Source organism: Actinoplanes sp. NPDC049316 (genome assembly GCF_040677315.1).
Classification (GTDB): Bacteria; Actinomycetota; Actinomycetes; order Mycobacteriales; family Micromonosporaceae; genus Actinoplanes.
Window position 1 is genome coordinate 1 of record NZ_JBFAQM010000047.1, and the last position, 19,540, is coordinate 19,540.

At 73.2% G+C, this 19,540-nt stretch carries 16 protein-coding genes and 1 tRNA gene; 10 read left to right on the top strand and 7 right to left on the bottom strand.

Going from position 1 to position 19,540, the window contains the following annotated elements:
• Window positions 1–52 precede the first annotated feature (52 nt).
• Window positions 53–343, bottom strand: a complete 291-nt coding sequence (locus AB0K03_RS39025) for a hypothetical protein (RefSeq protein WP_364696512.1) — start codon at window positions 341–343, stop codon at window positions 53–55.
• Between the two features lie 3 nt (window positions 344–346).
• On the opposite strand from AB0K03_RS39025, the gene AB0K03_RS39030 reads away from it, so the two are divergent.
• Window positions 347–1,126, top strand: coding sequence for a recombinase zinc beta ribbon domain-containing protein (locus AB0K03_RS39030; RefSeq protein ID WP_364696515.1), 780 nt, complete (start codon window positions 347–349; stop codon window positions 1,124–1,126).
• On the opposite strand, the gene AB0K03_RS39035 is transcribed toward AB0K03_RS39030, so the two are convergent.
• Window positions 1,091–1,175: transfer RNA gene (locus AB0K03_RS39035), tRNA-Leu, on the bottom strand. The genes AB0K03_RS39030 and AB0K03_RS39035 overlap by 36 nt on opposite strands.
• Window positions 1,176–1,829: 654 nt before the next feature.
• Between AB0K03_RS39035 and AB0K03_RS39040 the strand changes: the two genes are divergently transcribed.
• Together AB0K03_RS39040 and AB0K03_RS39045 are read left to right on the top strand one after the other, a co-directional pair.
• A complete protein-coding gene (locus tag AB0K03_RS39040) occupies window positions 1,830–3,443 on the top strand; it encodes an NAD(P)/FAD-dependent oxidoreductase (protein ID WP_364696518.1) in 1,614 nt (537 codons plus the stop codon).
• A 12-nt stretch (window positions 3,444–3,455) separates the two neighbouring features.
• Window positions 3,456–4,406, top strand: a complete 951-nt coding sequence (locus AB0K03_RS39045; RefSeq protein WP_364696521.1) for an alpha/beta hydrolase — start codon at window positions 3,456–3,458, stop codon at window positions 4,404–4,406.
• Between the two features lie 48 nt (window positions 4,407–4,454).
• On the opposite strand, the gene AB0K03_RS39050 is transcribed toward AB0K03_RS39045, so the two are convergent.
• Together AB0K03_RS39050 and AB0K03_RS39055 are read right to left on the bottom strand one after the other, a co-directional pair.
• Window positions 4,455–5,447, bottom strand: a complete 993-nt coding sequence (locus AB0K03_RS39050; protein WP_364696524.1) for an alpha/beta fold hydrolase — start codon at window positions 5,445–5,447, stop codon at window positions 4,455–4,457.
• Between the two features lie 98 nt (window positions 5,448–5,545).
• Window positions 5,546–5,791 carry a hypothetical protein gene (locus AB0K03_RS39055; RefSeq protein WP_364696527.1) on the bottom strand — a complete coding sequence of 82 codons (246 nt, stop codon included), beginning with the start codon at window positions 5,789–5,791 and terminating at the stop codon, window positions 5,546–5,548.
• Between the two features lie 60 nt (window positions 5,792–5,851).
• On the opposite strand from AB0K03_RS39055, the gene AB0K03_RS39060 reads away from it, so the two are divergent.
• Window positions 5,852–6,376, top strand: a complete 525-nt coding sequence (locus AB0K03_RS39060) for a helix-turn-helix domain-containing protein (protein ID WP_364696530.1) — start codon at window positions 5,852–5,854, stop codon at window positions 6,374–6,376.
• Between the two features lie 3 nt (window positions 6,377–6,379).
• Here AB0K03_RS39060 and AB0K03_RS39065 read toward each other — a convergent pair whose 3' ends face one another.
• Window positions 6,380–9,595 carry a heavy metal translocating P-type ATPase gene (locus AB0K03_RS39065; protein ID WP_364696533.1) on the bottom strand — a complete coding sequence of 1,072 codons (3,216 nt, stop codon included), beginning with the start codon at window positions 9,593–9,595 and terminating at the stop codon, window positions 6,380–6,382.
• A 176-nt stretch (window positions 9,596–9,771) separates the two neighbouring features.
• On the opposite strand from AB0K03_RS39065, the gene AB0K03_RS39070 reads away from it, so the two are divergent.
• The 3 genes from AB0K03_RS39070 to AB0K03_RS39080 are packed head-to-tail and all read left to right on the top strand — an operon-like array spanning window position 9,772 to window position 13,946.
• Complete coding sequence (locus tag AB0K03_RS39070; RefSeq protein WP_364696536.1) at window positions 9,772–9,966, top strand: heavy-metal-associated domain-containing protein; 195 nt, start codon at window positions 9,772–9,774, stop codon at window positions 9,964–9,966.
• Entirely contained in the window at window positions 9,966–11,039 is a 1,074-nt protein-coding gene (locus AB0K03_RS39075) for an NAD(P)/FAD-dependent oxidoreductase (protein WP_364696539.1), read from the top strand. The genes AB0K03_RS39070 and AB0K03_RS39075 overlap by 1 nt, the downstream gene beginning before the upstream one ends.
• A 39-nt stretch (window positions 11,040–11,078) precedes the next feature.
• The gene (locus AB0K03_RS39080; protein WP_364696542.1) at window positions 11,079–13,946 is read left to right on the top strand and encodes a BTAD domain-containing putative transcriptional regulator; all 2,868 of its coding nucleotides are present in this window, start codon (window positions 11,079–11,081) and stop codon (window positions 13,944–13,946) included.
• Here AB0K03_RS39080 and AB0K03_RS39085 read toward each other — a convergent pair.
• Window positions 13,943–14,143, bottom strand: coding sequence for a hypothetical protein (locus tag AB0K03_RS39085; RefSeq protein ID WP_364696545.1), 201 nt, complete (start codon window positions 14,141–14,143; stop codon window positions 13,943–13,945). The genes AB0K03_RS39080 and AB0K03_RS39085 overlap by 4 nt on opposite strands.
• 131 nt (window positions 14,144–14,274) lie before the next feature.
• On the opposite strand from AB0K03_RS39085, the gene AB0K03_RS39090 reads away from it, so the two are divergent.
• The 3 genes from AB0K03_RS39090 to AB0K03_RS39100 are packed head-to-tail and all read left to right on the top strand — an operon-like array spanning window position 14,275 to window position 17,774.
• Window positions 14,275–14,433, top strand: a complete 159-nt coding sequence (locus AB0K03_RS39090; protein ID WP_364696548.1) for a hypothetical protein — start codon at window positions 14,275–14,277, stop codon at window positions 14,431–14,433.
• Window positions 14,434–14,445: 12 nt separating this feature from the next.
• A complete protein-coding gene (locus AB0K03_RS39095; RefSeq protein ID WP_364696551.1) occupies window positions 14,446–15,237 on the top strand; it encodes an ABC transporter ATP-binding protein in 792 nt (263 codons plus the stop codon).
• Window positions 15,238–15,242: 5 nt separating this feature from the next.
• Window positions 15,243–17,774, top strand: coding sequence for an ABC transporter permease (locus tag AB0K03_RS39100; RefSeq protein ID WP_364696554.1), 2,532 nt, complete (start codon window positions 15,243–15,245; stop codon window positions 17,772–17,774).
• Between the two features lie 40 nt (window positions 17,775–17,814).
• On the opposite strand, the gene AB0K03_RS39105 is transcribed toward AB0K03_RS39100, so the two are convergent.
• Window positions 17,815–19,371, bottom strand: a complete 1,557-nt coding sequence (locus AB0K03_RS39105) for a GGDEF domain-containing protein (protein ID WP_364696557.1) — start codon at window positions 19,369–19,371, stop codon at window positions 17,815–17,817.
• Window positions 19,372–19,540: the final 169 nt, after the last annotated feature.

Genomic DNA, 19,540 nt, shown 5'->3' on the forward strand with positions numbered 1-19,540 from the left:
ACCAGCATCGCCCGGGCCAGCCGCCGCGCCAACCACCGCCCACACGATCTCATCACAGCCGTGACCAGCAGTAACGGGACAATGCAATGACCCTGCGTGCCCGGTAGATCTCAAGGTTCGTGACGGTGCGTAGCAGGTCCGGGAAATCGGAGATCCGGCCGCGGTAGCCGAGGTCGAGGATCTTCCAGTTGACCAGGTGCGAGATGGCGCGTTCGACGAGGTCGCCGCACTGCTCTTCCCGGCCGCCGAGGCCGGGCTCCGTAGTGGTGAGAGGATGGTCAACGATGACCTGGACGCCTTCCTCTGCCCAGCGCCCAAGGGCCGGGCTCCGCAGTAGCGACATGCGATGCGCTCGCGGTCATCTCGTAGGTCAGTTCGCCGTACGCGGGTAGCTGGCCGCCCCCCGGGGCAGGGCCGAGCGCCGCGCCGCAGCACTTGCCCGTACCTGTTCCGCGGGCTCATCAACTGCGGGCTCTGCGGACGCCACATGGTCGGCAACCTCAACCACGGCCGCCTGTACTACCGGTGCAAGGCGTCACGCGACTTCGTGCGCCAACACGAGGTCGCCCACCCGCCGATGCTGTACCTGCGTGAAGACGCCATCACCGATCCCGTTGACCGGTTCCGTCGCCAGGAACTCAACGGGCGCACGCTGGCCGCGAACCTGCGCGCCCTGGCCGACGCTCACCACCGCGCCGAGCTGGCCGCCTATCGCGCGAATGACGAGACGGGGCGACTCCGTCAGACGATCACTGATTGCGATGCCAAGATCGGGCGCTACCGCGCGGCGCTGGACGCTGGGGGAGACCCCGCGCTCATCGCGAGCTGGATCCGCGAGGCGTCGACCGTTCGGGTCACCGCAGAGGCCGCGCTACGCGTGAGCGAGGCACCACCGCAGCGGCTCAATGATGATCAGATTGCGGCGATCGTCGACGGCCTGGGCAGCTTGCTCACCGTCCTGCGCGGCGCAGACCCCCGGGACAAGGCGGAGCTGTACAGCCGGATCGGCCTGCGGATGACCTACAAACCAGGCCCGAAGACGCTGAAGGCCGAGATCGTGTCTACCGATCTCGGCCGTGTGCTTAATGTGTGTCCGAGGGGGGACTTGAACCCCCACGCCCGATAAAGGGCACTAGCACCTCAAGCTAGCGCGTCTGCCATTCCGCCACCCGGACCTGCTCCGTACAGCCTAGCCGGGCCGATCCGCGGTTGGCATCCGCGTTCGGTAGGCCCCGGTGGGCCGCACAGGAGAGAACTTTACACGGCGCTGTTCTGGGGTCGCATGCACCCCACCCCGGCGCGCCGGTGGGGGGAGCGAGGTGGCGGGGCGCCACCTCGGGAGGGATCTTGAGCTGGGGTTTTACCGGCGGGAAACATTGACCGAACGCAGAATGCATCCTATGTTGTGGTGCAGGCCACTCATTCCGCGCCGCCCTCCGATCTCCCGGGGCGGCCCGTGGGATCGGGGTGGGTGGGCCTTGCAGATGCGCTTGCGCCGGCTCCCCACCGGCTTTCCCCGACCCGTCCTGTAGTCGACAGAGTTGACCGCCTTCGGCAGGCCGGACGCCGACCGGCCGGATGGACGGCGACCACGTGTACGGCCCGCATGGCCGCGGCATTGCGGGTTCACCTCTCTCAGTCAGCCATCACGCTGCACGCCGGCGGCATGCCGGTCGGCGGCCCGATGACGCCTGGGCTCACGGAGCCCCCGCCTGGCCTTTGGCCGGGTGGTCATGGAGGCCGGAAGCAGGCCAGACCACCGGAAGAACGGCCCGAGGAAGGGCGACCCGGCGAAACCCCCGGAAGCAGGATCATCCCAGGAGGCCATCATGAGCCACCCCCGTACCGTCCCGCCCTCCGTCGACGTCGTCATCGTCGGCGCTGGGTTCTCCGGCATGTATCTGCTGCACAAGTTGCGGGAACTGGATCTGACCGCCGTCGTTTTCGAGGCCGGCGCCGATGTCGGCGGGACCTGGTACTGGAATCGGTACCCGGGAGCTCGCGTCGACGTCGAAAGCCTCGCCTACTCGTATTCGTTCTCCGACGAGTTGGAGCAGGAGTACGAGTGGCAGGAGCGTTACCCGACCCAGCCCGAGATTCTCAAGTATGCGCGCCACGTCGCCGACCGGTTCGACTTGCGGAAGGACATTGTGTTCCGTACGCGGGTGAGCGCCGCGACCTGGGACGAGGGTGCGAAGTCGTGGCTGGTGCGTACCGAGCACGAGGATGCGGTCACGGCCCGGTTCCTGGTCATGGCCACCGGGTGCCTGTCCGCGTCGAAGATGCCGGAGATTCCCGGGCTGGACACCTTCAAGGGCGCGACGTACCACACTGCGCACTGGCCGCACGAGGGTGTCGACTTCTCCGGGTTGCGGGTGGGGATCATCGGGACCGGTTCCTCCGGGGTGCAGTCCATTCCGGTGATCGCCGAGCAGGCCGCCGACCTGACCGTCTTCCAGCGCACTCCGGCTTACTCGTTGCCGGCTCGGAACCGGCGGTTGCGGCCTGACGAAATCAAGACGATGAAGCTGAACTATCGCAAGTTCCGGCAGGCTCAGCGCGAGTCCGGGTTCGGGGTGCCGACGCCGGTTCCGACGAAGTCCGCGCTCGAGGTGTCGGAGGCCGAGCGGGATGCCGCTTTCGAGGTCGCGTGGGAGAGCGGGAGCCTCGTGAACCTGCTGACCGCGTACAAGGATCTGGCCGTCGACCAGGCCGCCAACGACACCGCGAAGCGGTGGATCCACCGCAAGATCCACGACATCGTCTCCGACCCGCAGGTGGCCGATGATCTGAGCCCGGAGTATCCGGTCGGGACGAAGCGGCCGTGCCTGGACACCAACTATTACGAGACGTACAACCGGCCGAACGTGCATCTGGTGAATCTGCGGCGTACGCCGTTGGTCGAGGTCACCGAGAAGGGCATCCGGACCTCCGAGCGCGAGTACGAGTTCGACGCGATCGTGTACGCGACCGGATTCGACGCCATGACCGGCGCGCTCACCAACGTGGACATCCGGGGGCGCGACGGATTGTCGTTGAAGGAGACGTGGAGTGCGGGGCCGCGGACGTATCTGGGGATCGGCACCGCGGGTTTCCCGAACTTCTTCATGATCACGGGGCCGGGCAGCCCGTCCGTGCTCTCCAACATGGTCGTGTCCATCGAGCAGCACGTCGACTGGGTGACCGACGCGATCGCGCATCTGCGGGAGCAGGGGCTGCGGGTCATCGAGCCGGTCCGGGAGGCGCAGGACGCCTGGGTGGACCACGTCAACGAGATCGCGAGCTACACCCTCTACCCGAAGGCGAATTCCTGGTACATGGGCGCCAATGTGCCCGGCAAACCGCGGGTGTTCATGCCGTACGCCGGCGGGGTGGGCGAATACCGGAAGAAGTGCGACGAGGTGGCCGCGAAGGGCTACGAGGGCTTCGAACTGACCGTCTGAGAGGAGAACACCATGTCCCGTCGTGACCTGATCGACCCCGAGGTACGCGTACCCCTGGATCAGTTGCTCGAAGCGATGCCCGGCGGTTTCAACGCCATCGCCGACATCGTGCAGCGCCGCGCCGCCGTCACCGAGATGCTGAGCGCCATCGAGGTGCCCGAGAACCCGAATGTCGTCAAGGAGGATCGGACCGTTCCGGGCCCGCAAGGCGAGCCGGACATCAGCGTACGGATCTATAAACCGGTCAATGTCGCGGCGCCGCTGCCGGGCATCTTCTTCATCCACGGCGGCGGGATGATCCTCGGGTCCGTGGAGGGCGAGGACCCGGTCGCGACGCTGATCTGCGACCAGGTCGGCGCGGTCGTGGTGTCGGTGGAGTACCGGTTGTCGCCGGAGAACCCGCACCCGGCGCCCGCCGAGGACTGCTACGCCGGCCTGCGGTGGACCGCCGAGCACGCCGAGGAGCTGGGCATCGACCCGCAACGGCTGGCGATCTACGGCGCCAGCGCGGGTGGCGGGCTGACGATCGCGACCGCGCTGATGGCGCGGGACCGGGGCGGCCCGGCGCTCGCATTCATGATGCCGATCTACCCGATGGTCGACGACCGGAACGAGACCGCGTCGAGCTACGAGATCACCGACATCGGGATCTGGGACCGGGCCGGCAACCTCGAGGCGTGGGCCTGGTACCTGGGCGGCAAGCCGGCCGACCAGTACGCGGCCCCCAGCCGCGCCGAGGACCTGTCGGGGCTGCCGCCGGCGTTCATCGACGTCGGCACCGTGGACCTGTTCCGCGACGAGGACATCGCGTTCGCGCAGCGGCTCATGGCGGCCGGGGTGCCCACGGAACTGCACGTGCACCCGGGCAGCTACCACGCCGCGGAGACGTTCGCCGCGGACGCCGCGCTGGCGCAGCGGATCTGGGCGCTGCGCATCGACGCCCTCAAGCGGGCCCTGGCGTAGCGCCGGATCAGGCGGCGGCGAGCCGGTTGCGGCCGGCTCGCCGCCCGCTCAGGAGGCCGGGGCCTGGTCGGTCAGCCACGTGGCCACCCGGTCGAGAAGGCCGGGGTCCACCGGGCGGCGGACCTCCTCCTTGTAGGCGCGGAGCGAGGGCGGCCCGGGCTGCGTACGCAGCATGTGCGTGACTTCCGGGGCGAGCCAGGTCTGCACCGGGCCGGGCACGATCTCGGCGATCGCGGCCAGGTCCGCGGGATCGACCTGCAGGTCCTTGCTGCCGGTCACGGCGAGCACCGGGATCCGCAGCCGGGCCAGGTCGGCGCGCGGGTCGTAGCCCAGGTATTCGCGGAACCATTTCGCGTTGAGCCGCGCGCCGCCGACGCGGGCGATGTCGGTGCTGGTGGCTCGGATCTTGTCGTGGTTCCGGCCGACCTGGCGGACCAGGTCGGTGCGCAGCAGCTTGAGCAGGCCGCGGACCGGCGCCGGCAGGGTGGGAGCGAGCATGCCGGCCTGCCGGCGGAGGACGGCGTCGCCGGGCCGGGCGGCGCCGGCCAGAAGCACCACCGCGGCCGGGCGGGGGCCGGTCGCCGCGTCCGCCATCCGGGCCGCGGCGATGGTCACCAGGATCGCACCCTCGCTGTGCCCGACGAGGAACAGCTGCCCGGCTCGGACGTCGGGACGGGCCGCCAGCGCGGTGAAGGCGGCGGCCACGTCGTCGGCGTTGTCGAACAGTCCGACCCGCATCCAGCCGTTCCTGCCCTCGGTGGCGCCGTCGCGCAACAGCCGGCTCTGACCGACGCCCCGCTTGTCGTAGCGCAGCGTCGCGATGCCGGCGCGGGCCAGGGCGTGCGCCAGCTGCCGGGTGGAATCGATCGCCAGTCTCGGCGCGTTCGAGTCCCGGTCGACCGGCCCGGACCCACTGACCAGCACCGCCGCGGGGAACGGGCCGGCGCCGCCGGGCAGCGTCACGGTGCCCGCGAGGTCGCGGTCCACGCCGGGGAAGCGCAGCTCGATCTCGCTGACGGCGGTCGCGGCCGGGGTGGTCATCGGGCGCTCCGGATCCGCTCGGCCAGCGACTCGGCGTCGTCGTCGCCGATCAGCACCGAGGCGAGCCGGTGGCCGGTGAGGGTGAGGCGCACCCCGGCCTAGCCGCGGCCGGCCAGGACGAATTCGGCACCGCTCCTCGTGCGCCAGGTGCCGATCTTGCGCCGCCCGGGCAGCGCCAGGCCGGGGGCGCGCAGCCCGCGTGCGGCCGTCAGCGCGTCCGGCACGACCTCGACGGAGGTGATCGCGGTGAGCGGGACGGTGACATCGCCGCGGAGGCCGGCGACCTTCTCGGCGGTGGTGAGGCCGATGGTCAGGGTCGACGGGGTCATGGACACAACGCTCATGGATTCAGTATTCTCATGTCTGAGAATGATGTCAAGCATGAGAATGATCTAGGGAGCGTGATGGCGACGACGCCGGAGCTGCTGCTCCACCCCGTACGGCTGCGAATCGTGCAGGCGTTTCTCGGCGACCATGAGCTCACCACGCTGCGACTGCGCGAGCTGCTCCCGGACGTGGCGACCGCCACCCTCTACCGGCAGGTGGCCACCCTGGCCGAAGCCGGCGTGCTCGAGGTGGTGGGGGAGCGACGGGTACGCGGCGCCGCCGAGCGCACCTACCGGCTGCGCACCGGAACCACGGTCATCGGCCCCGAGGCGGCCGCGCAGCTGACCGTCGAGCAGCACCGCGCCGCGTTCGCCGCCTTCGCCGCCGGGCTGCTCGCCGACTTCGACCGCTATCTGGCGCGCGGCGACGTCGACCTGGGCCGTGACCTGGTCGGCTACCGGCAGGCGGTGCTGCACCTGACCGACGACGAACTCACGGAGCTCATCACCGAACTCCGTGAGCTGGTCGCCCGGCGGATGTCGCTACCGCCCGAGGGTCGCACCCGCCGCCTGCTGTCCACCGTCCTGATGCCGGCGGACTGAACCCTACCGACCGACCTCGACGGTGAACGCCGTCGTGCGTACGGTCCCCGAAGGGTCCCGGAACTGCCCCCACATCCGGTAGAGGCCCGGCCGGGGCAGGTCCGCGTGCACCGTCAACTCCGGACCGAACCGCGCCGACGGCAGCGCGAACACCGGCCTGCCGCGCCCGTCCTCGGCCTCGGCGTGCTCGTGGGCGAAGCCGGAGCCGTCCAGCGGCATCACCACGACGTGGCCGGCCGCCCCCAGGTACGGCCGCAGCCCCGTCACCGGAGCGCCGGTCGCGGCGTCGGTGAACGTGTACGAGAAGGTGTTCTCGCCCAGCTTCGCGTCGCCGTCGAGGGTGACGCGCAGGCCGCCGGCGACCTGGGTACGCGGCGACGGCCCGGTCTCCGCGGCCGGCCGGGGCCGCAGACCGTCCACCACGACCTCGTGCCGTTCGATCAGGTCGCTCATCGCGCCGCGGCGGCGGAACTCGGTGTGGATCAGGTAGCGGCCGGCGGTGGGGAACGTCAGCCCGGTGCGGAAGACGCCGGGGATCCCGGTCGGCTCCGGGTGGATGTGCAGGAACGTGCTCAGGTCGTCGCGCGTGACGATGAAGTGCATCCACGCCGCGTGGCTGCGTCCGACGTCCTCGATCGGGCGGCCGGTCGCGGCGTCGGTGATCCGGATCAGCGCGGTGGCCGGCTCGCCCGGCAGCGTGCCGGCCGGCACGTCCAGCAGCACCCGGACGCCGTCCTCGGCCGCCGGCCGCGGCGGGGTGTCGGTGGTCATCATGACGCTCATCGCCGGCCGCATCGGCATGCCGGTGCTCTGCACCCAGGCCAGCACCCCGTTCATGCCCCGGCTCGCGGCCTCGGTACGGCTCAGCGCGGTCAGGCCCGCGCCGACGGCCACCGCCAGCAGGGCCACCCCGAGCAGGTACGCGTAGTCGCCGATCCGGGCGTGCGCAGTGCCGTCGAAGCGGCGCAACCGGACCGCGTTCGTGATGACGCTGACGGAACTCATCGCCATCGCGGCGGCGGCCAGCGACGGGTCGAGCAGGGTGCCGGTGACCGGGTACAGCAGCCCGGCGGCGATCGGGACGAGCAGCACGTTGTAGGCGAACGCCCACACCAGGCCCTGCTTGATGGTGGTGACCGTACGCCGGGACAACGCGATCGCCTGGACGATGCCGCGCAGGTCCCCGCCGACCAGCGTGATGTCGCCGGCCGCGATGGCCACGTCGGTGCCCGTGCCGATCGCGATGCCCACGTCGGCCTGGGCCAGCGCCGGCGCGTCGTTGATCCCGTCACCGGCCATCGCCACCACCGCGCCCTGTTCCTGGAGCCGGGCGATGTGCGCCGCCTTGTCCTCGGGCCGTACGTCCGCGATGACGTGCTCGATGCCGACCTCGCGGGCCACCGCCGCGGCCGTGAGCCGGTTGTCCCCGGTGAGCATCCACACGTCGAGGCCGTGCTCGCGCAGCTGGGCGATCGCCTCGCGGGACTCCGGCCGTACCGTGTCCGCGACCGCGATGAGACCGGCCAGGCTGCCGTCGACCGCCACGTACATCGGGGTGCCGCCCTCGGTGGCGATCTCGTCCGCCTCGGACCGCAGCGCCGCGATCCCGATCCCGTTGCGGCTCATCAGCGCGGCGTTGCCGATCAGGACGGCGTGCTCCCCGACGACCGCCTCGACGCCGTGACCCGGCAGCGCCGTGAACGACCGTGCGGCCGGTACGGTGATCTTCCGCTGCCGTGCGTGGACGACGATGGCCTCGCCCAGCGGGTGTTCGGATCCCGCCTCGGCCGCGGCGGCGAGGGCGAGCATCTCGTCGGCCGCGAGCGCGCCGGCGGCGCTGCGGACCCGGGTGACGGCCGGACGGCCGCGCGTGATCGTGCCGGTCTTGTCCAGCACCACCGTGGTGAGCCGCCGTGCCTGCTCCAGCGCCTCACCGCCGGAGAGCAGGATGCCGAGCTCGGCCGCCTTGCCGGTGCCCACCATGACGGCGGTCGGGGTGGCCAGGCCCAGCGCGCACGGGCAGGCGATGATCAGGACGGCGATAGCCGTGCCCAGGCCCAGCGTGATCCCCTCGCCGTCGGGACCGAAGACCGCCCATCCGGCGAACGTGAGCAGCGCCGTGGCCATCACCGCGGGGACGAACCAGGCCGACACCCGGTCGACCAGCCGCTGCATCGGCGGCTTGGCCCCCTGCGCCCGCTCGACCAGCTGCACGATCTGGGCGAGCGTGGTGTCGGCGCCGACCGCGGTGGCCCGCATGAGCAGCGACCCGGTGCCGTTCATGCTGGCGCCGATCAGCCGGTCGCCCGCGGTCTTGTCGACCGGCAGGCTCTCGCCGGTGACGACGCTCTCGTCCACCGCCGACACTCCCTCGGTCACGACGCCGTCGACCGGCACCTTCTCGCCGGGGCGCACCCGTACCAGGTCGCCGACCACGACCTCGGCCAGCGCCACCTCGGTGTCGACGCCGCCGCGCACGACGCGGGCGGTGGGCGGCTGCAGATCCATCAGCGCCCGGATCGCGGCGCCGGCCCGGCGCATCGCCCGCGCCTCCATCCACCGGCCCAGCAGCACCAGCGCCAGCACCACCACGGAGATCTCGAAGTAGACGTGCAGCGGCAACCCGGCGCGTTCCGCGGCAGCCGGCCAGAGCGTGACGAAGGCGCTGTAGGCGTACGCGACCGTGGTGCCCAGGGCGACCAGGGTGTTCATGGTGACCGCGCGGTGCCTGGCGGCGGCCCAGGCGGCGGCGTACAGCGGCCCGCCGGCCCAGACCTGCACCACCGACGCGACGACCAGCAGCAGCGGCATCAGCCAGTCCATCGTGTCGATGGGCAGCGGCACGTACATCAGCACCATCATCGCCAGGCCGACCGGCAGCGTGATCTGCCAGCGCCGGCGCAGCGCGGCCAGCTCCCGGTCGCGGTCGCCGGCCGGCTCAGCGTCGCGGTCGCCGGCCGGCTCCCGCGTACGCCCGGCCGGCCGTTGCGCCGCCGGCGGCGTCGCGGTGTACCCGGCGGCCCGGACCGCCTCGGTCAGCTCGGCCGTGCCGACCCGGACCGGGTCGTAGGTGACGGTGGCGACCTCCGTGGCCAGGTTCACGGCCGCCGCCTCGACACCGTCGAGGCGGATCAACGCCTTCTCCACCCGGCCCACGCACGAGGCGCAGGTCATCCCACCGATGTCGAGCCGGCACGAGACCGCTGTCGGTGTCGTCATGTCGTCCTCCCTCGTCGGGTCCGCCGCGCGGACCGATGCCGCAGAGGTTGCCGGGGGGCGCTGTCCACGCTCTGGCCGTGGCCGAGAGCGGACGGACAGCGCACGGACAGCCGCGGCCCGCACGGTGATGTCACATCCGGCGCCCCACCCCGGAGCGCCACCCGAGAGGAGTCACCATGAACGACCAGCTGTTCTCCGTGCCCGGCATCTCGTGCGGCCACTGCGCCACCGCCATCCGCCACGAGGTGGGTGCCGTGCCCGGCGTCCGCCACGTCGACGTCGATCTCGCCGGCAAGACCGTCCGGGTCACCGGCGGCGAGGAACGGGCGATCCGCGCGGCCATCGCCGAGGCCGGCTACGAGGCCGCCTGATGGGCACCGACGTGCACACGGTGGTCGTCGGCGGCGGCCAGGCCGGCCTGGCGACGGGCTACCACCTGCGCCGGGCCGGCATCGACTGCGCCGTCCTCGACGCCCACCCCCGGGTCGGCGACGCCTGGCGGCGGCGCTGGGACTCGCTGACGCTGTTCACCCCGCGCCGCTACGACGCGCTTCCCGGCCTGGCGTTCCCGGGTGACCCGGACGGTCACCCCGGCAAGGACGAGGTCGCCGACTACCTGGCCGGATACGCCGAGCACTTCGCGCTGCCGGTGCACACGGGCTGCTCGGTGACCGCGCTGCGGGCCGACGGCGACGGCGGGTTCATCGCGGACACCACGACCGGGCAGTGGACGGCGCGGCAGGTCGTCGTCGCCGGCGGCGCCTTCCACACCCCGAGCGTCCCGGCGTTCGGCGACCGGCTCGCGCCCTCGGTCGTGCAGGTGCACAGCGCCGCGTACCGCAATCCGGCCCGGATCCCGGACGGCGACGTCGTGGTCGTCGGGGCCGGCAACACCGGCGTCCAGATCGCCGCCGAGCTGGCCGCGTACGGCCGGCGCGTCACCCTCGCGTGCGCGCAGCTGGGCCCGGCGCTGCCCCAGCGGCTGCTCGGGCGCGACATCTTCTGGTGGTTCTCGCGGCTGGGCACGATGGGCCTGTCCGGGCAGCGTGGGATCGGCGCCCGGATCCGCGCCCGGAACCCCATCATCGGTACGGACGTGCAGGCGCTGATGCGTATGGTCCGCCGTACGGGTCGCGTGGTCGGCGCCGAGGCGAACGCGCTGGTGGCCGAGGACGGCACCCGGCATCCGGCCGCCGCCGTGGTGTGGGCGACCGGGTTCCGGCCGAGCTATCCGTGGCTGCGGGTGCCGGTGCTCGACGATCGCGGCGCCCCGGTGCACTGCGGCGGTGTGACGGACTGGCCCGGCCTGTCCTTCGTCGGGCTGCCGTGGCAGCGTACCCGCGGCTCGGCCGTGCTGGGCTGGGTGGGCCGCGACGCCGAGGTCATCGCCGGGCACGTCGCCGCGACGGCCGGCCGGGCTCGGACGGGTGTACGAATCGGTTGACCTGCCGGCGCGTATGATCGCGCGCACGATGGGTGAGACATGTCAGGACTGCTGATCCGGGTGCTCGGACCGGTCGAGGTGCAGGCACCCGATCGTCCGGCGGTGTCACCGGCGCCCTCGGTGCGCGCGCTGCTGGCGCGGCTCGCCGTGTCGCCGGGGCGGGTGGTGCCGGTGGACGCCCTGACCGACGCGCTGTGGGGCGAGGAGCTGCCCGCCGACGCGGCGAACGCGCTGCAGATCCGGGTGTCGAAGCTGCGCCGTGCCCTGACGGCCGCGGGGCTGCCCGCCGACGTGCTCGTCACCCGCGCTCCCGGATACCAGCTCGCCCTGCCGCCGGAGGCGGTGGACGCGTACCGCTTCGAGGAGGTGGTCGCTCGGGCCCGGGCGACCGGCGACCAGGGTGCCGCCCTCGCCGCGTACGACGAGGCGCTCGCCCTGTGGCGCGGCCCGGCGCTGGCCGACTTGGGGCAGACCGACTGGATCCGCGCCGAGCGGGTACGCCTGGAGGAGCTGCGGTTCGCCGCGCTGGAGGACCGGCTGGAGCTGCTGGTGGACACCGGCCGGCACGCCGCGGTGGTGGGCGAGCTGGAGTCGCTCGTGGCCGAGTACCCGCTGCGCGAGCGCCTGCACCGGTTGCTGATGCTGACGCTGTACCGGGCCGGCCGGCAGGCCGACGCGCTCGCCGTCGAGCAGCGGCTGCGGCACCGCCTCGCCGAGGAACTCGGGATCGACCCGTCGCCGGATCTGCGGGCGCTGACCGAGGCCATCCTGCGACAGCAGATCCCGGCGGCCGCGCCCACCCCGGCGGCTGCGGTCACCCCGGCCGGCGCGGCGGCCGCAGCCGTGGGCGTACCCGCTCGGCTGTCGTCCTTCCTCGGGCGCGACGCGGACCTGCGCACGACGCTGCAGGAGTTGCGGGCCGCCCGGCTGGTCACGCTCACCGGCCCGGGCGGAGTCGGCAAGACCACCCTCTCGCTGGAGGCCGCGCGGCACCTCGAGCCGGCGATCGCCGACACCGTGCACATCGTCCGGCTCGCCGCGCTCGCCCCGGACGCCGACGTGGCGGGGGCGTTCGCCGCCCAGCTCGGCGTGCAGAGCCCGGGCCCCGGCACGCAGGCCGCCGAGGCCGTCGCCGAGCACCTGCGGGACCGGCGCGCGCTGCTCGTGGTGGACAACTGCGAACACGTCGTGGACGCCGCCGCCACCGTCGTCGAGCACCTGCTGGCCGCCACCACCGGCGTCCGGGTGCTGGCCACCAGCCGGGAGGCCCTGGCCGTGGCCGGCGAGACCCAGCTCGCCGTGGGCCCGCTCGCCGTGCCGGACGAGACCGCGGATCCCGACGACATCGCCGCCTCCCCGGCCGTACGCCTGTTCCTGGACCGTGCCCGCAGCGTCCGGCCCGGCCTGCAGCTGGACGCCGGCGCCGTGCGGGCCGTGGCGTCGATCTGCCGCCGGCTCGACGGCATGCCGCTGGCCATCGAGCTGGCCGCCGCGCGCGCCAAGGCGCTGCCCCCGGCCGAGATCGCGGACCGCCTCCGGGACCGGTTCGCGCTGCTGACCGCCGGACCGCGCAGCAGCGAGGCGCGGCACCGCACACTGCGCGCCACCATCGACTGGAGCCACGACCTGCTCCCGGAGGGGGAGCGGCGGCTGCTGCGCCGGCTGGCCGTGTTCCGCGGCGGCTGGACGCTGGAGGCGGCCGAGCAGGTGTGCGGCTTCGGCGACAGCGAGCCGGCCGGCGTCGCCGACCAGCTGTTCCGGCTCGTCGACCGGTCCCTGGTCAGCGCCGATCCGGGCACCGGGCGGTTCCGGCTGCTGGTGACCATCCGCGAGTACGCCGCGACGAAACTGCGCGAGGCCGGCGAGGAGGACGGCTGCCGGGCACGGCATCTCGCGTACTACATCGCGGTGGCCGAGCAGTACGGCCCGCTCGTGCGATTCACCGGCCCGGCGTGGGACCTGCTCGCCGAGGAGCAGGACAACCTGCGAGCCGCCGTGGAGTTCTGCGTCGAGCGCACGAGCGAGCCGCCGGAGCCGGGGCTGCGCCTGGCCGCGGCGCTCGTGCCGTTCTGGAACTACGGTCCCCGCTACGAGGGCGTCCGCGCCATCACCGCGCTGCTGGAGCGGGGCGGATCCGACGCCGCGCGCGCCCGGGTGCTGCAAGGGCTGGCGCTACTGTACGTCTACTACCCCACGCCCGCGTCGCGCGCCGCCGCCCGCGAGAGCCTGGCGCTGTTCGAGCACCTCGGCCTCGACGACGAGGCGGCCGTCTCCCGCCTCATCGTGGCCTTCGAGGGCCAGTACGGCGGCGACCCCGAGGAGTACCGGGCGCTGGTCCGGCAGAGCCGCGAGGATCTCGGCGACCGGGACCGCGGCTGGTGGCTCGCCATGACGTACTACGTGGAGGCGCTGATCAACCTGCGGTGCAGCGAGTTCGAGGCGTCGGCGCGCGACTGGCAGCACTGCCTCGGCCTGCTCCGCGCCGCCGACGACCGGATGATGACCAGCGCCGCCCGTGCCCACCTGGGCATCGCGCTGCGCCAGACCGGCCACCGCGAGGAAGCCCTGGCCCACCTGCGGTCCGCGGTGGACGAGTGCCGCGCGCACGGCTCGTTGCACGGCCTCGCGTTCGCCCTGGTGCACCTCGCGCACACCCGGCTCGACCTGGGCGAGACCGCGACCGTGCGGGCCGAGCTCGCCGAGGCCGACGAGGTCGCCCGGCGGGTCCGCAACCCGCGCAACCCGGCGTGGGCGGCGTGGGGACGGGCCCGGCTCGCCCTGCTGCGCGGCGACGCGGCGGCCGCGGTCGACGACCTGCGGCAGGCCCTGGAGCTGCTCGAGGACCGCGAGTTCCCATGGGCCCGCGACCAGCTGCGGGCCGCTTACGCCGAGGCCGCCGGCCGCTAGTCTCCGGGCACCGCGAAACCGGCCCGGTCACGGGCCGCCCGCAGCGCGTCCGCGTCCACATCGCCGCAGACCGCCAGCACCCCTTGGTCCACCTGCAGGGAGACCACCCCCGGCACGTCGCTCACATGCCGGCTGAGCAGCCGTACGCAGCGCCGGCACAGGTCGGGCGGTACGGCGACCGTCACTTCGTCACGCATGGGGAAAGGGTGGCGCTGTCCGCTGTCCGTTCGCTGTCCGCCGCCGCCCAGCCGGCGGCCAGGGCACGGACAGCCGTGCCCGCGACGCTTCGGCAGGTCAGAACACCACCGAAGACGCCAGGAGGCCCGTCGTGCACTCGCTCTACCTCACCGACTACGTCCGCGAACGCCACACGGACCTGCTCCGCGAGGCCGAGGCGTACCGCTTCGCCGCCGGCCGCAGAACAACCCGCGCCCGTGTCCGCATCCCGATCCGCCGGCGCACCGCCCCGGCCGGATTCTCCAGCTGAGGAGCCACGTTCATGAGCATCAGCACCGCACCCGAGCACACCGGACAGAAGCCGGCCGTGATCGCCGTCGAGGCCCGCGACGTCGTCAAGACGTACGGGCGCGGCGACACGGCGGTACGGGCCCTCGACGGCGCCGGGCTGACCATCCCGGCCGGGCAGTTCGCCGCCGTCATGGGCCCCTCCGGCTCCGGCAAGTCCACCCTCATGCACATCCTCGCCGGACTCGACGACGCCGACGCCGGCCGGATCCTGCTCGGCGGCACCGACGTGACCGGCCTGAGCGAGCGGCAGCGCACCCTGCTGCGCCGCGACCGGATCGGCTTCGTCTTCCAGAGCTTCAACCTCGTGCCGACGCTCACCGCGGCCGAGAACATCGAGCTGCCGCTGCGGCTGGCCGGCCGGCGACCGGACACCGCCTGGGTGGACCGGCTGGTCACCGCCCTCGGCCTCGCGCAGCGGCTGCACCACCGGCCCGCCCAGCTCTCCGGTGGCCAGCAGCAGCGCGTGGCGGCGGCCCGGGCGCTCGTCACCCGCCCCGAGATCGTGTTCGCCGACGAGCCGACCGGGAACCTGGACTCCGGCTCCGGCGAGGCGCTGCTGGCCTTCCTGCGCCATGCCGCCCACGACCTCGGGCAGACCATCGTCATGGTCACCCACGACCCGCATGCGGCCGCGTACGCCGACCGGGTGATCTTCCTCGCCGACGGCCGCGTCGTCGACGAGCTCGCCGAGCCCACGGTGGCCGCCGTGCTGTCCCGCATGACCGGCCTCGACAGTCTCATCACTGCCCGGAAGGACGGCTGACAGCCATGTGGCGTCTCATCTTGCGCAACACCCTGGCCCACCGCGCCCGGCTGGCGTTCACCGTGCTCGCCGTCGTCCTCGGCGTCACCTTCGTCAGCGGCACCCTCGTGCTCACCGACACCTCCCGGCAGGTCCTCGACGATCAGTTCCGGACCGCGACGGCGGGCACCGACCTCACCGTGCGGACCGCCGCCGCCTTCGAATCGGCGATGGGCGTCGAGGTGGAACGCGACCCGCTGAGCCCCGCGACGGTCGATCGGGTCCGGGCCCTGCCGGGCGTGGCCGCAGCCGCACCGATCGTCCGCGGGCAGGGCCTGCTGGTGAGCGGGGGCAGGGCGATCGTCCCCGCCGGACCGTCCCTGCTGCAGTCCTGGACCCCGCCGCCGGTCGGCGCGTTCACGCTGCGCTCCGGGCGCGCGCCGGCCGCCGACGGCGAAGTGGTCGTCGACGCCGCCACCGCCGGGCGGTACAGCATCACCCTCGGCCAGTCCGTCACCGTGCGTGCTGATGCCGACCTGACCGCCCGGGTCGTCGGCCTGGCCGGGTTCGGTGACCGGCCCGGCCTGCCGAACAGCACGGTGGCCCTGGTCGGCCTGCCGGCCGCACAGCGGATGCTGGGGTTGGGCAGCGGCGTCACCGAGCTGGCCGTGACCGCGGCCGACGGCGTGGACCCGGGTACGCTGCGACGCGGCGTAGCCGCCGCCCTGGGCGCCGGCTACGAGGTGACGGCCGGCCGGGACGTCGCGGCCGCCTCCTCCTCCGCCGCCCAGAACCAGCTGAACTACCTGCAGGCGATGTTGCTGGCGCTGGCCGCCGCCGGGCTGCTCGTCGGCGCCTTCCTCATCGCCAACACGTTCTCCATCGTGGTCACTCAGCGCACCCACGAGCTGGCCGTGCTGCGGGCCACCGGCGCCACCGGCCGCCAGGTCCTGGCCTCGGTGCTCGGCGAGGCGCTCCTGGTCGGCGTCCTCGCGTCGGCACTCGGCCTCGCGACGGGCATCGGCGCCGCGAGCGGGCTGCGCGGCCTGGCCGGCGCGTCCGGCATCGCGCTGCCGGACGGCGCGATGGTGATCACCGCGCGTACGGCGGTCGTGTCGCTGGCCGTCGGCGTGTTCGTCACCGTGCTGGCCGCGTTCGGGCCGGCCCGGCGCGCCGCTCGTGTCGCCCCGGTGGCGGCGATGCGCCGGTCGGCGGCCGCCGAGCCGATCGGCACCGCCCGGGCCGTCACCGGTGCCGTCGCCGTGGCCGCCGGCGCCGCCGGGGTCACCGCCGCCATCGCGGGCACGGGCGGCCTCATGCTGCTCGCCGCGGCAGCCGTCCTGCTGATCGTGGGCCTGACGCTGGCCGGGCCGGCTCTCGCGCCGGCGGCCGTACGGCTGCTCGGCCGGCCGCTGCACGCCCTCGGCACCCCCGGGCGCCTGGCCCGCGAATCGGCGGCGCGCACCCCACGCCGTACCGCCGCCACCGCGCTGGCGCTCGCGCTCGGACTGGCGCTGGTCACCTTCACCGCCGTGCTGGCCACCTCGGTGAAGCAGTCGGTGCAGCGTACGTACAGCGAGACGATCAGCGCGGACTTCGTGGTGGAGAGCGCCCGCAACGAGATGCTCGGCGGCCTGCCGGCCAAGGTGCACCACCACGTGGCCGAGCTGCCGGAGGTCGCGGTGGCGTCGCGGCTGCGCTACGGGCACTGGAAGGACGGGCAGGCCACCTCCGCCCTCACCGCCGTGGACCCGGCCACGCTGCCCCGGGTCACCGCGCTGAAGCTGACCGCGGGCAGCCTCGGCGCCCTCGACACCGGTGGCGTCGTCCTGGCGGCGCACGTCGCCGCCGAGCGCGGGCTCACCATCGGCGACCCGCTGCCGATGACGTTCTCCCGCACCGGGACGGAGAGGCTCCCCGTCGTCGGGCTGCTGCGCGACCGCGACGCGCAGGCCCTGCAGACCGACTACATCATCTCGCTGGACACCTACGCGAAGCACTACGCCGAGGACGTCGACGCGAGCGTCTTCGTCAAGCTGGCCGACGGCGTGAGCCTGTCCACCGGCCGGCGTGCGCTCGACACCGCCCTGGCCGACCTGCCCACCACTCAGGTTCGCGACCAGGCGGCCGCCGTCGCCGGTCGTACCGCCACCATCGATCAGGTCCTCGGCCTGGTGACCGCGCTGCTGTTGCTCACCGTGGTCATCGCGCTGCTCGGCATCACCAACACCCTCGCCCTGTCGGTGTCCGAGCGAACCCGCGAGATCGGCCTGCTGCGGGCGGTCGGCATGAGCCGGGCGCAGGTGCGCACCATGATCCGCGGCGAGGCCACGCTCATCGCCGCCCTCGCCACCCTGGCCGGGGTGGGTCTGGGCATCGCGCTCGGTGCCGGCGCGGTCAGCCGGCTCGGTGCGGCTGCGGAGGCGGTGGTGGTCCTGCCGGCCGCCCAGCTGGCGGTGATCGTCACCGTCACCCTGGCCGCCGGCCTGATCGCCGGTGTGCTCCCGGCCCGCCGGGCCGCCCGCCTCGACGTGCTCACGGCGATCGCCCAGTCCTGAGCCGTCCGCTGTCTCGAGCGGGTCCCGGCGTACGGACGGATCAGGCGGCGGCGAGCCGGTTGCGGCCGGCTCGCTTCGCCGCGTACAGGTGGGCGTCCGCCCGGTCGTAGAGGTCGCGTCCGCTCTCGTCCGCGCCGCAGGTGGCCAGGCCCATGCTCAGCGTCACGCGCAGCCCGGGCGCGATCGCCGACCAGTCCCGGGCGAGGATCACCTGCCGGAGCCGTTCGGCGATCTGGCGGGCCTCGACCGCGCTGGTGCTCAGGAACATCGCGAACTCGTCGCCGCCGAAGCGGATGGCCACCTCGTCGTGGCGGCAGTGCGCGCGCAGCACCGCCGCGATCTCGGTCAGCACGCGGTCGCCGACGCCGTGGGAGAACTCGTCGTTGATGGACTTGAAGCGGTCCACATCGATCAGCAGCAGCGTGCCGGATCCGGACACCGCCTGGATGCGCCGGTCGAACAGGCGCCGGTTGCCCAGCCCGGTCAGCGCGTCCGAGGCCGCCGCGTGGTCCGCGGTGCTGCGGGCCGCCTCGAGCTCCACCCGGCGGTACGCCTGCTGCAGCATCGTGCGCCGGTCCAGCCGCAGCCTCCACAGCACGCGGATGTGGCTGTGCAACGCGTCGAGGATCGTCCGGGTGGCCTCGCCCGGGCTCTCCAGCGTCGCCGTGAGGGCGAGCTCGTACTGGAAGACCAGGCTTTGCGCCGGCAGCACGCACAGCTCGAGCGCGGCGAGGAACTCCCGCCGGGCCGCGCGCAGCTCACCGCCCGCGCGCAGGCTCAGGCCGTGGGCGAGGTGCAGGAGCCGGGCCTCGTGGTGCTGCCCGGCTGCCCGTACGGTCGGCAGCAGCCGGCCCACGACGGCCGCCGCCTCCTCGTGGCGGCCGGTCTTCGCGTGCCCGACCGCGAGCAGGGCGGCGCCCAGCGGCGAGTCGATGGCGCGGGCCGTCCAGTACTGCAGCAGCGTGACGCTCTTGTGGACCAGGACCGCCGCCTCCTCGGGGCAGCCGACTTGTTCCAGGCGCAGCGCCCATTCCAGCAGGAGTTCGGCGTACTGCAGCTCGGCGGAGGCGCGGTACAGGTCGTCGGGGGAGTCGAAGGCGTCGATCGCGTTGAGCATCGCGACCTCGGCGAGCTCGAACAGGTCGGCGGCGCGGGCGGAGTCGGCCAGCGAGGCCATCGCCGAGAAGTAGCGCAGGCTCTTGCGGGGCACGACGTCGAGCATCGTCATGGCCCGGGCCAGGTGGTGCAGCCCGTCGTCGACCCGGCCGACCTGGATGAGCATCCGGCCGGTGTCGGCCAGGATCTTCGCGTCGGTGGTGCGGGGCCCGGTGAGGTGGCTCGGCCCGGCGACCAGCTCCTCGCCGACGACCAGGGCCTCGTCGAGGCGGCCCAGCGAGCTCAGCGCGTACATGCGGCCCAGCCGGGTGACCCGGAGCGTGCGCTCGTCGCCCAGGATCCGCAGCACGGCCTCGGCCTGGTCGGCCGCGAGCAGCGTCTCGCCGTGGTGGCCGCGGATCGTCAGGTCGTGGACGTGCAGACCCATTCCCGCGTACGGACCGTACGGGGACACCACGGCGGGCAGGCGATCGGAGGTCACGAGGTATAGGTCGGTCGCTGGGGGAGGGACGTGAGCGTTAGCAGTCGTACCGGAAAGAGGCCGATAGTTACGGATCATCAAGTCGCTCAGCGATTCTGTCAGGAAGCCGAGCTCATCGCAAAAGAGCGTGTTAACAGCTCTGAAAACTTCCGGAAATTGCCTGTTGACG

Coding starts and splice junctions, on each gene's coding strand:
- AB0K03_RS39100 (WP_364696554.1), top strand. CDS start 15,243: ATGTGGCGTCTCATCTTGCGCAACACCCTGGCCCACCGCGCCCGGCTG.
- AB0K03_RS39040 (WP_364696518.1), top strand. CDS start 1,830: ATGAGCCACCCCCGTACCGTCCCGCCCTCCGTCGACGTCGTCATCGTC.
- AB0K03_RS39060 (WP_364696530.1), top strand. CDS start 5,852: ATGGCGACGACGCCGGAGCTGCTGCTCCACCCCGTACGGCTGCGAATC.
- AB0K03_RS39080 (WP_364696542.1), top strand. CDS start 11,079: ATGTCAGGACTGCTGATCCGGGTGCTCGGACCGGTCGAGGTGCAGGCA.
- AB0K03_RS39050 (WP_364696524.1), bottom strand. CDS start 5,447: ATGACCACCCCGGCCGCGACCGCCGTCAGCGAGATCGAGCTGCGCTTC.
- AB0K03_RS39085 (WP_364696545.1), bottom strand. CDS start 14,143: ATGCGTGACGAAGTGACGGTCGCCGTACCGCCCGACCTGTGCCGGCGC.
- AB0K03_RS39055 (WP_364696527.1), bottom strand. CDS start 5,791: ATGAGCGTTGTGTCCATGACCCCGTCGACCCTGACCATCGGCCTCACC.
- AB0K03_RS39065 (WP_364696533.1), bottom strand. CDS start 9,595: ATGACGACACCGACAGCGGTCTCGTGCCGGCTCGACATCGGTGGGATG.
- AB0K03_RS39095 (WP_364696551.1), top strand. CDS start 14,446: ATGAGCATCAGCACCGCACCCGAGCACACCGGACAGAAGCCGGCCGTG.
- AB0K03_RS39030 (WP_364696515.1), top strand. CDS start 347: ATGCGCTCGCGGTCATCTCGTAGGTCAGTTCGCCGTACGCGGGTAGCT.
- AB0K03_RS39045 (WP_364696521.1), top strand. CDS start 3,456: ATGTCCCGTCGTGACCTGATCGACCCCGAGGTACGCGTACCCCTGGAT.
- AB0K03_RS39070 (WP_364696536.1), top strand. CDS start 9,772: ATGAACGACCAGCTGTTCTCCGTGCCCGGCATCTCGTGCGGCCACTGC.
- AB0K03_RS39025 (WP_364696512.1), bottom strand. CDS start 343: ATGTCGCTACTGCGGAGCCCGGCCCTTGGGCGCTGGGCAGAGGAAGGC.
- AB0K03_RS39075 (WP_364696539.1), top strand. CDS start 9,966: ATGGGCACCGACGTGCACACGGTGGTCGTCGGCGGCGGCCAGGCCGGC.